Origin of the sequence: Paraconexibacter sp., assembly GCF_041602235.1 — a bacterium.
In the GTDB taxonomy this organism is placed as follows: Bacteria; Actinomycetota; Thermoleophilia; order Solirubrobacterales; family Solirubrobacteraceae; genus Paraconexibacter.
Map to the genome: position 1 here is coordinate 1 of NZ_JBFIGP010000091.1, position 12,695 is coordinate 12,695.

The 12,695-nt window shown below is 71.6% G+C and carries 12 protein-coding genes; 10 read left to right on the forward strand and 2 right to left on the reverse strand.

Annotated elements, in window-relative coordinates:
• From ABYE80_RS09405 to ABYE80_RS09415, 3 genes are all read left to right on the forward strand, one after another.
• Positions 1–871: SDR family NAD(P)-dependent oxidoreductase (locus ABYE80_RS09405; RefSeq protein ID WP_372790018.1), on the forward strand; the 871-nt coding region annotated here is incomplete at its 5' end.
• A complete protein-coding gene (locus ABYE80_RS09410) occupies positions 868–1,401 on the forward strand; it encodes an ester cyclase (RefSeq protein WP_372790019.1) in 534 nt (177 codons plus the stop codon). The genes ABYE80_RS09405 and ABYE80_RS09410, both read left to right, overlap by 4 nt.
• Complete coding sequence (locus ABYE80_RS09415; protein WP_372790020.1) at positions 1,398–2,555, forward strand: trans-acting enoyl reductase family protein; 1,158 nt, start codon at positions 1,398–1,400, stop codon at positions 2,553–2,555. The genes ABYE80_RS09410 and ABYE80_RS09415 overlap by 4 nt, the downstream gene beginning before the upstream one ends.
• Before the next feature lie 17 nt (positions 2,556–2,572).
• Here the strand turns inward: ABYE80_RS09415 and ABYE80_RS09420 are convergent, their stop codons facing one another.
• Positions 2,573–3,175, reverse strand: coding sequence for a TetR/AcrR family transcriptional regulator (locus tag ABYE80_RS09420; RefSeq protein ID WP_372790021.1), 603 nt, complete (start codon positions 3,173–3,175; stop codon positions 2,573–2,575).
• A 53-nt stretch (positions 3,176–3,228) separates the two neighbouring features.
• Complete coding sequence (locus tag ABYE80_RS09425) at positions 3,229–4,494, reverse strand: hypothetical protein (protein WP_372790022.1); 1,266 nt, start codon at positions 4,492–4,494, stop codon at positions 3,229–3,231.
• A gap of 209 nt (positions 4,495–4,703) precedes the next feature.
• Here ABYE80_RS09425 and ABYE80_RS09430 point away from each other — a divergent pair, with 209 nt between their 5' ends.
• From ABYE80_RS09430 to ABYE80_RS09460, 7 genes are all read left to right on the forward strand, one after another.
• On the forward strand, positions 4,704–5,474 hold the full coding sequence (locus tag ABYE80_RS09430; protein WP_372790023.1) for an MlaE family ABC transporter permease: 771 nt from the start codon (positions 4,704–4,706) through the stop codon (positions 5,472–5,474).
• Entirely contained in the window at positions 5,471–6,259 is a 789-nt protein-coding gene (locus tag ABYE80_RS09435) for an ABC transporter permease (protein WP_372790024.1), read from the forward strand. The genes ABYE80_RS09430 and ABYE80_RS09435 overlap by 4 nt, the downstream gene beginning before the upstream one ends.
• A complete protein-coding gene (locus ABYE80_RS09440; RefSeq protein WP_372790025.1) occupies positions 6,256–7,587 on the forward strand; it encodes an MlaD family protein in 1,332 nt (443 codons plus the stop codon). Before ABYE80_RS09435 ends, ABYE80_RS09440 begins: the two co-directional genes overlap by 4 nt.
• Positions 7,584–9,056, forward strand: coding sequence for an MlaD family protein (locus ABYE80_RS09445; protein ID WP_372790026.1), 1,473 nt, complete (start codon positions 7,584–7,586; stop codon positions 9,054–9,056). The genes ABYE80_RS09440 and ABYE80_RS09445 overlap by 4 nt, the downstream gene beginning before the upstream one ends.
• Before the next feature lie 47 nt (positions 9,057–9,103).
• Complete coding sequence (locus ABYE80_RS09450; protein WP_372790027.1) at positions 9,104–10,498, forward strand: MlaD family protein; 1,395 nt, start codon at positions 9,104–9,106, stop codon at positions 10,496–10,498.
• Positions 10,495–12,024 carry an MlaD family protein gene (locus ABYE80_RS09455; protein ID WP_372790028.1) on the forward strand — a complete coding sequence of 510 codons (1,530 nt, stop codon included), beginning with the start codon at positions 10,495–10,497 and terminating at the stop codon, positions 12,022–12,024. The genes ABYE80_RS09450 and ABYE80_RS09455 overlap by 4 nt, the downstream gene beginning before the upstream one ends.
• On the forward strand, positions 12,024–12,695 hold a 672-nt coding region (locus ABYE80_RS09460), incomplete at its 3' end, for an MlaD family protein (RefSeq protein WP_372790029.1). The genes ABYE80_RS09455 and ABYE80_RS09460, both read left to right, overlap by 1 nt.

Below are 12,695 nucleotides of genomic sequence, written 5' to 3' on the forward strand. Positions count from 1 at the left end.
ACGCGAATGGAAGAACCGCAAGAAGACGGTGTTCATCACCGGCGGGGCCAGGGGGATCGGACTCGAGACAGCACGTCAGCTGGTCGCCGGCGGACACAACGTCGCGCTCGTCGACGTGCTCTCCGACGAGGTCGAGGCGGCTGCCGCCGGCCTCGGCGACCGGGCGATCGGACTGACCGCGGACGTACGTGAGGTCGAGGACCTGCGCCGTGCTGCCGCGGACACGGCCCATCACTTCGGCGGGATCGACGTGAGCATCCCGAACGCCGGTCTGGGCCTGCTCGGCCCGTTCCTCGGGGGCGATCGAGCACAGCAGCAGCTGATGATCGACGTCAACCTCGGCGGGGTCATCGACACGCTGCGCGTCACGGCTCCGTACGTGATCGAACGACGAGGCTATCTCCTGCCGATCGCTTCGGCGGCTGCGCTGGTCCATGTGCCGCTGCACGCCGTCTACGCCGCGACGAAGGCCGGTGTCGAAGCGCTGGCCAACGCGATGCGCTGCGAGATGGGCGACCGCGGCGTCTCGATCGGCGTCGGCTACTTCCTCTACATCCAGACCCCGATGGTCGAGCAGGCGCTCGGATCGGAGATCGGCAGCGAGTACGAGAAGCGCCTGCTGCCGCCCCTGAACAAGCGCCTTCCCGTGGATCAGGCCGGAGCGGTCATGGTCCGCGGCATCGAGCGCCGCTCGCGGCGCGTCTACGCACCGCGGATCCTCGGAGCGATGCTGCCGTTCCGGCAGTTCCTGAGCCCGGTGATCGAGACGCAGATGCGCCTCACCGGTACGACGCGCGAGGTCCAGAAGGTGGATGCGCCCGCGGAACGGCCGCGGAGCGAGGAGCGGCGCACCAACGGAGTCGCACGGTGACCGACGCGGCGACGGAACAGCTCGACGCGACCGAGATCGAGGCGCTCGCCCGGTGGGGCTTCGGTGAGCTCCGGCGGCGCGACCTGAGCCAGGCGGAGTCGATCTGGGCACAGGACGCCACCGATCGTTTCCCGACCGGGGATGCCGTCGGCCGCGACGCGATCGTCGCGTTCTTCGAGGAGATGTTCGCGGCGTTCCCGGACATCGAGATCACGGTCGAGGCAGTGACGCCGGCGCCGCCCAGGGTGATCGTCCAGTGGCGTGCTGTCGGGACGTTCACCGGCGGCCGGTTCCAGGGCGTCCGCCCGACGGGTCGCCGCGTCGAGTTCAACGGCTGTGACGTCGTCCTCGTGCGCGGCAAGCTGGTCGAGTTCAACCACGTGTACTGGGACGGTGCCGCGCTGGCGAGGCAGATCGGGATGCTGCCGCGCGAGGGCTCGCCGCTGGATCGCGCTTTCACCGGCGCCTTCAACGCGCTGACCTGGGTGCGGACCCTCGGTGGCCGGCGCCTGGGAGGGGCTCGTCGATGACCCCGTCCGGGCGGATCGTCCTGCTCGGTGCCACCGGGTACACAGGCCGGTTGACCACGGCAGCGCTCGTCGCCGCCGGCGCGACTCCGGTGCTCGCCGGCCGCGATGCGGCCGCTCTCGGCGCGCTCGCCGAGGCGTCCGGCGGGCTTCCGACCGCGGTCGCCGACATCACGCGTCCGGGTTCGGTGCGCGCGCTGCTCGAGCCCGGCGACGTGCTGGTCAGCACCGTGGGGCCGTTCGTGCGCTACGGGCACGCAGCCGTCGAGTCGGCCATCGACGCCGGCTGCCACTACCTGGACTCCACCGGCGAACCCGCGTGGGTCCGTGAAGTCTTCACGCGCTACGGATCGCAGGCAGCTGAGCGCGGGTGCGCCCTCCTGACGGCCATCGGCTACGACTACGTTCCCGGCAACCTTGCGGGGGCGCTCGCGCTCGAGCGCGCCGGAGGGGACGCGACGAGGGTCGACGTCGGGTACTACATGACCGGTGGGCAACCGCTGCACCGGACCCTGAGCGGGGGGACGCTGGCGTCGCTCGGCGAGGCGGTGCTGGAGCCCGGCTTCGCGCGACGTGGGGGCCGGATCGTGCAGGAGCGCGGCGCCCGCACCGTTCGCCGGTTCGAGGTCGATGGGCGTCGGCGGTCCGCCGCGTCGATCGGCATGAGCGAGCACTTCAGCCTGCCCAGACTGCACCCGGGCCTGGAGGACGTGAACACGTACCTCGGCTGGTTCGGGTCGATGACACGTCCGATGCAGTTCGCGGCGGCGGCCAACGCCGCACTCGCCCGCGTGCCGGGCGTCAACAGCGGCCAGCGCGCGCTCGTGCGGCGGCTGCTGAGGGGATCGCGCGGCGGCCCGGACGCGCTGGCGCGGAGCAAGACCGGTAGCTACGTGGTCGCGGAGGCGTTCGACCCCCGCGGCGCGCTGCTGGCGCGGGCGACCCTGCAGGGGGCCAACCCGTACGAGTTCACGGGCGAGATCCTCGCCTGGGCCGCCGGCCGGGCCATCACGGAAGTGCCTGCCGCGGTCGGGGCGATCGGGCCGGTCGAGGCGTTCGGGCTCCGCGCGCTGGAACGCGCCTGCGCGGACATCGGTCTCGAGGAGTCAGCGCAGGGAGGGCCGTACCGGCGGCGCCCAGGGACGGTGCCGGCCTAGCAGCGCGACGTGTCGCCCTACGCGCCGTCGACAGCCGGTCGCGGTGCGCGGCCCGCCATCCGGACGGCCGGAGCGATCCACTGCCGGGCGAAGGCCTCGAGCTCCTCGCGGGAGTCGAGGCGCAGCCGCCCGTAGGGCTGGAGCACGATCGAGACCACCAGGCGGCAGAGCAGTTCCGCCAGGGTGTGCGCGGTCTCGTCGTCGAGGTCGGTGTCGCGCAGACGCAGGGCGACCAGGCCGCTCGCGAGGTCCAGGACGCTCTCGCCCTCGAGGGTGATCGCCGGGAGCAGCGTCTCCGGCTCGCTCTCGATCATCCGGCCGAGGAGCGGGTTGTGCCGACAGGTCTCCACGGCCCACACGAAGGCACCGGTGAGGCGCCCGTCGAGGGACCCGTCCATGTTCCACATGGCGTCGAAGTCGTGGGTCTGCGCGAGGACCTGGCGCATCACGACCTCGCGGATCAACGTCGGCTTGCCCGGGAAGTGGCGGTACACCGTCATCCGTGAGCACCCCGCCGCCTCGGCGACGCGCTCCAGGCTCGTCGTACGCACGCCGTGGGCGACGAACAGGTCGTTGGCGGCTGCCACGATCCGCTCGCGTGCAGGAGATGTCGACGCCATCGCCCGTCGATCGTAGCCGCGGACCGGTCGTGACGGTTCGGCACGCGACGGGATCAGATCACCAGCAGGAGTTGCAGGAGGCCGACGCCGAGGCCGAGCACCGCCCCGACGAGGTACACGAGCCAGGCGTCCTCCTCGATGATCGGCAGGATCAGGCCGGCGTAGGTGTCCCGGTCCAGGGACCCGAGCCGATCCTCGACGAGCCGCCGCAGGTATTCACGCTGCAGGTCCTCCGCGCCCCGCCCGCGGTCGGACTCGAGGAACGCCGACAGCTCGTCGGTGACCTGGACTCCGAGGCCTTCCTTGAACGCGTCGTAGCGGCCGGAGTCGACGACCTTCGCGACGGTGGAGCCGGGGCCGAGCACGTCGTCGACCGCGAGCGCCAGCTCCTGATCCAGCAGCGTGCGAAAGCGGTCCGAGCGAGGTCCGTTGAGCAGTTCGTCCGCCACGGCGTCGAGCGTGATCATGTCCTCGGACAGGACTCGTGCGTAGCCAGCAGCGACCTCGTGCTGGCGGCGCATGAACGTGCCCTGGATGGCGAACGGCCCGATCCTGCGGGGCTCGCGCGGGATGAACAGCAGCTTCAGCGCGAGGTAGTTGGTCACGGTGCCGACGATCAGCCCGATGACGGGAATCAGCCACCATGCCTGGGTCACCAGCCACAGGGCTCCCTGCATCACCCCGAAGATCCCGCCGAACAGGAGGCCGAGGTTGACGACGACCGCGAGGTCCTTCTCGCCGACGGCCCGCGAGAGCTTGTTCGCGAGCTCCGGGCGTTCGGTCATCTGGCGGATGACCATGAGCTTCGGGTCGAAGACGTCGTCCAGGCGGGTCTCGAGCGTCGTCTTGAGGCGATCGGCGATCTGCGGTGCCCGGTCGCGCACGCGTTGCCGGACGAAGGCCCTGCCCTGCGGGGGGAGGGCGCTCCAGGCGCGGGGGTAGGACTCGGACGCCAGCCGCTCGACCACGCCATCGATCTCGGGCTCGAACCGCGCGACGAGCTCCCTCGCGATCAGCGCTGAGTCGAGCTCGCGAAGGATGGTCTTCGGGTCGGCGAGGCGGGAGATGCCGCTGTCGAACGCGAGGCTCGCGATGCGTGCCGAACGGGACGGGATGATGCCCTGCCAGCCGATCGCCGACCGGGAGATCCCGGGAAGATCCTGGACGAGGCGGGGGAGCAGGCGCAGCAGCAGGCGCGCCTGCGGGACCCGGATCCCGACGAACTCGACGGGATAGAAGATCAGCTTGATCCCGACCCAGTTCGTGAGCCAGCCGATCGCGGCGGCGATGACCGGCATGAGAGCGATCTCCAGGGTCATGCCGGGCGCGGCTCAGGGCCGGTGCGGTTGCGGTTGGACATACTATCGACGCGGTGTCAGTATAAGGCGCGCTGCAAGAGACACAGGGAGAGGGTCGGGATGAGGAAAGCCGCACGAGGGTGCTCGGCCGGGTGCCGGGGACTCGCTGGATGAACGCTGTTCCGGGAGCCGCGCCGCGAGCGCGCGCCTCGCGTACGGTCATCGACCGCTTGCCGGGGTGGCTCGTGGGCGTCGGTCGCTGCGTCGACCTCACCGTGCAGGTCCTTCGTGCGGCCGTGACGCCTCCCTACAGCTACGGGGCAGAGCTCGTCGAGGAGTTCCGGTTCGCGGTGAAGCGCGCCTGGCTCGCGATGATGATCACCGCGTTCGCGTTCGCGTTCGGTCCTGCCGGTGTCCAGGGCGCCGGGTTCCTCGAGCTCTTCGGAGCACTCGACCGCCTCGGTGGCCTGTACTCGATCTTCATCGTCCGCGAGTTCGCGCCGCTCGTGGTCGCCATCATCGTCGCGGGGGTCGTCGGCACCGCGGTCTGTGCGGACCTCGGAGCCCGCAAGGTCCGCGAGGAGCTCGACGCGCTCAACGTCCTCGGCGTGGAGACCGTGCGCAGCATCGTCGTTCCGCGGTTCCTCGTGATCGTCCTGATCGGTCCCCTGTTCCTGATCTTCGGGATCATCGCGGGAACCGCCGGGGCCGCGGTGGTCGTGATCCAGAACCACACTGCACTGGGCCCGTTCATGGCCGGCTTCTGGGATCACGCGAACACGGTCGAGCTCCTCGGTGCGTACGTGAAGACCGCGATCTTCGGGGTCGTGATCGCCTCCGTCAGCTGCTACAAGGGGCTCTCGGTCTCCGGTGGTCCCGAGGGCGTCGGACGTGCCGTGAACCAGACCGTGGTCATCAGCTTCCTGCTGATCGGCGCCGTCGACTACCTCTACGGGCAGCTGCTGCTCGCGAGCGTCCCCGCCCTGTCGGAGATCCGATGACGGCTCGGCTCGGAACGACGCTGGACGAGGTCGGGCGGGTGCTCCTGTGGTGCATCGGCGTCGTCCGGGCAACCTTCAGTCGGAGCCTCCTTCCCTACATGGGCGAGTCCCTCCGCCAGGCGCGGATCCTCGTGACGGGCTCGCTCATCGTGCTGATCGGGCTGGCGTTCTCGCTCGGCCTCGTCCTCGGGATCCAGGGGGTCTACGGGGCGCGGACCATCGGCGCGCCCGCCGTCGCCGGCGCATTCGCCGGGCTCGGCAACCTCCGCGAGCTCGTCCCGTACGCCTTCGCCTACATGATGGCCGCCAAGGTCAGCACCGGGTACGCGGCAGAGATCGGCGCGATGCGCATTGCCGACGAGATCGACGCACTGGACGTGATGGGGGTCAAGTCCACCACCTATCTCGTCGCCACCCGCCTGACGGCGGTGCTCCTGGTGCTCCCGTTCGTCTTCCCGATCGCGCTCGCGGTCGGGTTCCTGGGCTCCTACATCGCCGTGGTCATCCAGCTCGGCGAGGTCTCCCAGGGCGGCTTCCTCGAGCTCTTCTGGAAGTTCCAGAATCCCGGCGACTTCCTCTTCGCAGGCATCAAGGGGATCCTCATGACCTCCTACGTGGTGCTCGTCGGCTGCTACTTCGGCTACCACGTCACCGGCGGACCCGTCGGGGTCGGGCGCGCCGCCGCCAACGCGATGCTCGTCAACCTCGTCGGCGTCCACTTCATCGGGATGCTGACGAGCGAACTCTTCTGGGGCGGCGACGCCCGGCTCCCGATCGGCGGATGACCACCGGGACGAACACCTCGGGGCGCCTGCTCGCTGCTGCCGCCCTCGGCGCCGGCATCGTGGTCGTCGCGATCCTGATCGGCCTCGGCGGGAGCAGCTACAGCGTGCACGCTCGGTTCGCCGATGCGGGCCAGATCGTCGACGGCGCGGTCGTCGAGGTCGCGGGCCGGCAGGTCGGCAAGGTGAAGGCGGTCACCCTCGCGCCGGACGGGACGGCGGACATCGAGATGGGCATCTCCGACCGCCGGTACCGTCCGCTGCGCCGCGGTACACGCGCGGCGATCCGCACGGTCGGTCAGGCCGGGCTGACCAACCGGTACATCGACCTCACGCCCTCTCCGAACGGGGGCGCCGAGATCGCCGACGGCGGCACGCTGGGCCTGACGGAGACCACGGGGATCGTCGACCTCGACGCGTTGTTCAGCATGTTCGATCGCACGACGCGTCAGAGCATGCGTGACCTCGTCGCGCACTCGTCGGACGTGTTCGCCGGGTCGGGCTCCAAGCACTTCAACAGCCTGCTGCGGAAGGCCGCGCCGGCGTTCCAGCAGTACTCGGCGATGGTCGGCGACCTCGCGTCCGACGAGGCGCGGATCGAACGGCTGGTCGCGACGGCCGGAGACACCGCCCACGCCCTGGCGCAGCGCCCCGGCACGATCGAGGGCGCGGTGGTCAACACGGGCCGCGTGTTCCGTGCCATCACCTCCGAACGCGCGGCGTTCGCCACCGACATCGAGCGGCTCGGCGGCGTGCTCGAGCAGTCCACGGGCACCCTTCGGCGCCTGCGCACCGCCACTCCGGCACTCCGTGAGGACCTCCGCCGGATCCCTGCGGTCGCACGCCCGCTGGCGTCGTTGCTGCGCACCGCGATCCCCGCCTCACGCCGGCTCACGCCGCTCATCGGCGACGTGCGTCAGGTGCTCCCCGGGCTCAACCGCTCACTGGACGGTCTCGCGCCGCTCGAACGCACGGCGACGCCCGCGTTGCGCTGGGTGGGGCCCGCGATGCGCACGGCGATCCCGGTGCTGGCCGCTGTCCGCGTCTACACCCCCGACCTCATCCTCGGCGTGTTCGGCGGGCTCGGGGGAATCTCGTCGGCGAGCTACGACGAGCTCGGGCACTACGGCCGCCTGCTGATCGCCGGCTCGCCCCAGGCGTCCGGGGCCGGATTCGCGAGCGCCTTCGGCCTGCCGGAGCCCCCCGGCTTCAAGCTGCGCACCGGGCTGACCGCACCGTGCCCCGGTGCCGCCGCCACGCCCGCTCCCGACGGAAGCAACGTGTGGGTTCCGGACCCCGATCTCTGCGACCCGAGCCAGGGGCAGAAGTGAAGTCGCTCATCGTCGCCGCGGCCATCGTGATCGCCACCGCGATCCTGATCACGACCGTCCCTGACGGGTCGTCGCGCTACCGCGTCGCCGCGGTGTTCGACACCGCCGACGGGATCGCGCCCGGGTTCGTGGTGAAGGTCGCCGGGGTCGAGGTCGGGAAGGTCACCGCGGTGCGGCTGACGCCCGAGCGCAAGGCGCTCACGGAGCTCGAGGTCGATCCGGCGTTCGCCCCGTTCCGTGCGGACGCGTCCTGCCGGATCCTGCCGCAGAGCCTCATCAGCGAGAAGTTCGTGGACTGCACGCCGGGGAGGAGCAGCCGCTCGCTCGGACCGGGGTCGCACAGCGCGATCCCGACCGTGCCCGTCTCGCGGACCTCTGTGCCGGTCGCGATCCAGGACGTCCTCGACATCTTCTCGGCGCCGGCCCCCGATCGTCTGCGGCTGCTGCTCAACGAGCTCGGCCTCTCGATCGCCGGTCGCTCGGGCGACGTCAACGAGATCCTGCGACGTGCCAACCCGATGCTCGGGAACGCCAACCGCACGCTGGCGATACTCAACGCACAGGGCGAGGAGCTCGGCCGGGCGATCGCCCAGACGGACACCGTCGTGGCCCGCCTCGCCGCCAACGACGAGGATGTTCGCGCGTTCGTCGCGCGCGCGGCCGATCTCGCCGCCACGACCGCTTCGCGGCGAGAGGACCTCCGTCGCGGCGTACGGGATCTCCCGCGGCTCCTGCGGTCCGCGACCGGATCGCTGGGCGAGCTGCGTCGGGCGGCTGACGCGACGACCCCGCTCCTTCCCTCGGTACGCGCGGCCGCCCCTCGCCTCGAGCAGTTCGCCGACCTCGCCGGGCCGTTCACCAAGGACGCGACTCCCGCGCTGGACGCGCTCTTCGCCGCATCGCGAACGGGACGCCGCACCGCGGCGTCGACCGCTTCCGTCGCCAAGCGGGTCGACACGTTCGCGAAGGCCGCACGGACGCCCATGGCCCTCATCCGGGCCTTCTCCGTGGACCTGCGTGACCGCGGTGGCATCGAAGGCCTCCAGAAGTTCCTCTACGTCCTGAGTTCGCTGACCGCGAACTACGACCGGGTGAGCCACCTGGTCACGGCACAGCTCACCGCCCAGTCGTGCGTGGCGACGCCGACGGTTCCCGGGTGCGACGGCACGTTCCAGGGGCAGGCCCGGCAGGACGCGGCGCGCTCGCGGGCGCGGAGCCCCCGCCGCTCGAAGCCCGTCAGGAAGCAGTCGCGGCCGTCGGCGTCGCGACCGCGGCCGCTGACGACCGTGCCGTCGGTCCCCAAGCCGGCGAAGCCACGGCCCGCGACGCCTCTTCCCGAGGCCGAGGCGCTGCTCGACGGGATCCTGGGCGGGCTCGGCATCAACCGCTCCGACGGCGGATCCGCGACACCGTCCGAGCAGGCCGCACCTGCATCCGAAACGTTCCTCGACTACCTCCTCGGGCGCTGATGACGGGGCGGCAGGCAGCAGCGCGCAACGCGACCCGACGCTTCGCCGTGATCGGTCTGATCGCGAGCCTCGTGATCGCGCTGGCCGGGGTTATCTCCTACCGTGCGAACAAGGGGCTGCCGTTCCAGTCGACCTATCGCGTCACCGTGGACGTGCCCGACGCCGCCAGGCTCGTCGTGAACAACGCGGTGCGGATCGACGGGGTCCGCGTCGGGCAGGTGGATCGCGTGACCGCCATGCCGGGGACGGCCGCGACGCGGCCCTTCGCCCGCCTCGCGCTCCGTCTCCAAGGCTCCGTGGGCGAGCTGCCGCGGGACACCGGGGTCCAGGTCCGGACGGCGTCGCCCATCGGGGGCACGTTCGTGGACCTGCAGCCCGGGCGGTCGGGGGACACCGTGCCGGACGGCGGGCGCCTCGGCCTGGCCCGAGCGCAGTCGAGCGTCCAGGTCACCGACCTGCTCGACATCTTCGACGGCGCCACACGGCGTGGCATCCGCGGCATCCTGCGCGACACGGGGCCGGGGTTCGCCGGCCGTGGCGGCGACCTCAACCAGACGATCGGCGACACGTCGCGGCTCATGGCTCCGGCGCAGCGCGTGCTCGGCGTGACCGCGGATCCGCGGACACAGCTGTCGCGGTTCCTCGACGGATACGAGAGCACGGTCCGCGAGTTCGCCGCTGCGCCCGACGAGCTCGCGTCGCTCTTGCGGGGTGCGGGGCGGACGTTCGCCGCGCTCGACGCGGACCGCTCCGCGCTGCGGACGACCCTCGAGCGCCTGCAGCCGGCCGAGGTGTCGGCCGCGAACGCCCTCGAAGGGGTGCGTGTGCCGCTGCGGGAGCTCACCGGGCTCGCCCGGAGCCTGCGTCCGGGAGCACGACGTCTTGCCCCCGCGGTGCACGAGCTCAACCGCACGCTGAGGACGGCTCGCCCTCCGCTGCGGTCGCTGCCACGCGTGGCGAAGCTGCTGGAGGGCGTGCTGCGAGCGACCGATCAGCTCTCACGGGCGCCCGAGACGCGGGGCACGTTGCGCCAGCTGATCGCGTTCACCGCCCCGCTCGAGCGACTGTTCTCCGCGGTGACCCCAGCTCAGGTCTCCTGCAACATCTACGGCGTCTTCGCCGAGAACGTCGTGTCCGTGCTCGGCGGTACGGGGACGAAGGACGGGTCCTTCGAGCTCGCGAGCGTGTCGAGCACCGGGGCGCAGAACGAGCTGTTCCAGAACGCGACGATCTCCCCGGATCTCAACGTCAACGCGACACCCAACCTGAACGACGACGAGTGCGAGTCGGGCAACGAGCCGTACAGCGCCACGAACCCCTTCCGCGGGAACCCCCCGGGGCTGCAGTACGACAAGTGGCGTGAGACCACGCAGCCCGCCGGAGTCCGCGGCAAGGCCCAGGCGGCCGGCCTCTACGACTCCCCCGGGGAGGAGGGCCGATGACCGCACGCCACCGTCGGAGCGCCACCCGGTCGGCGCGAGCCGCCGCCCTCCTCGGGATCGCCCTCCTGATCGCCGTGTCGGTCGCGATCTTCGGTCACGTCAACCCGATCAGCTCTCCCTACGAGCTCCGGGCGCAGGTCGCCAACGCCACCCAGTTGCGTGCCGACAACCCGGTGCGCATCGCCGGCGTGACCGTCGGGAGGGTGACCGGCGTCTCGCCTGGTCCGGACGGAACGTCGATCGTCGGCATGACGATCGACGACGGGGGCCTGCCGCTGCACGAGGACGCGAGCATCCACATCGAGCCGCGGCTGGCGCTCGAGGGCAACTTCGCGATCCGGCTCAGCCCGGGTCGCCCGACGGCCAGGACCCTGCCCAGCGGCTCGCTGATCCCGCTCGCCCGTACCAGCGGCTCCGTGCAGCTCGACCAGGTGGTCGACGTGTTCGACAACCCCACGCGTCGCGGAGTCCAGAGCGCCGTCGAGGCGCTCGCCACGGGGCTGGGGCCGAGGGGCGATGAGGTTTCGGGCGCCGATGACATGCGGGCGGCGGTCAGGGAGCTGGACGGAGCTCTCGCCGACGTGGCCCGGGTGACGCACGCGGCTCGCGGGCGCACGCGCGGCGATCTCCCGCGAGCGGTGCGGCAGACCGGCGCCGTGACGGAGCTGCTGTCCGGCGACCGGCGGGCCCTCGCCGATATCTCGGGCAACATCAGCGCCGTAGGTGCCGCGCTGGTCGCGGAGGACGGCGCGCTGGCCGAGAGCGTGCGCCGGCTACGACCGGTACTGCTCCGGGCTCCCGCGACCCTGCGCGAACTCGACCGGGCCCTTCCGCGCCTGCAGCGCTTCGCGGTCGCGCTGCGGCCGTCGCTCGACGAGGCGCGGACCGCCCTGCCCGCGATGGACGGGCTCGCGCGTCAGCTCAGCAGCGCCGCCGCGCCGAAGGAGCTGCCACGTCTCGTCACCGCCGTCCGTCCGCTGGTGAACGAACTCCCTGCGCTCGAGGCCCTGCTGCAGGACACCTTCCCCTTCGTCGGGCAGGTGGCCGAGTGCATCGACCGCAAGGTCGTCCCCGCCTTGAGCCTCGAGGTCCCCGACCTGGTGCACTCCACCGGGCGGCCGGCCTACCAGGACCTCGTCCACGCCTTCACGCGGCTGTCCGCCGCGAATCCGTCGTTCGATGCCAACGGGCGCATCCTGCGCGCTGTCGCTGCCGGCGGGGAGAAGACGCTGACGGCGCTCGTCCCGCCCTTCGGCGACCTGGTCGCCGGGCGCGCGCCGGACATCCAGGGGGTGGCCCCGACGTGGCTCGGTCCCGGCGTGGACCTGCCGTGGGAGCCGGGAGCGGACTGCCGCGAGCAGGACCTACCCGACCTGACCAAGCGTCGTCGGGAAGGTCTCCCGACAGGGATGAGGGACATCACGGCCCAGGTCTCGTCCTCCGCCACGTCCCGCGCCTTCAAGGCCGATCGACTCCGACGCTCGCTCGCCGAGCTGAGCGAGGCAGCGAAGCGGGGTGGGCGCTGATGTCGACGATGTGGAACCGCTACGCCCCGACGATCGTGACCCTCCTCGCGCTGGTCGTCACGGGCTCCGCGGTGACGGCGTACATCCTGATCCATCAGCGCTTCCCGAACCCGCTCGAGGACACCTACGAGGTCGAGGCGGTCCTGCCGTCGGCCGACGGCGTGGCCCCGGGCAGCGGTCAGCCGGTGAAGGTCTCCGGTGTCCCGGTCGGGGTCATCTCCGGCCTGCGGCTCGAAGGTGGACGGGCGGTCGTCACGCTCGACATCCGCCGCGCGGATCTTCCGGCAGTGCACCGCGACGCCATGGCGGTCCTGCGCCCGATCTCACCGTTGAAGGACCTCCAGGTCGTCCTGGACCCCGGGAGTACCCGCGCGCCGGCGCTGCCCGACGGCGGCCGGATCCCGATCAGCAGGACCGCGTCCCCGGTCGATCTCGACGAGTTCCTCGCCGCGCTCGACACCGACACGCGGACCTTCCTCTCCACGCTCATCAACGGCTCGGGCGCCGGCCTGGCCGGTCGCGGGCCGGACCTGCGGCTCGCGCTGAAGGCGTTCGCACCGACGGCCAAGCAGGTCGACGACATCGCGAGCACGCTCGCCAAGCGCCGGCGGTCCATTCGCCGACTGGTCAGCAACCTCGGCGTCGTGGCGCGCGCTGCGGCCGACGACGCG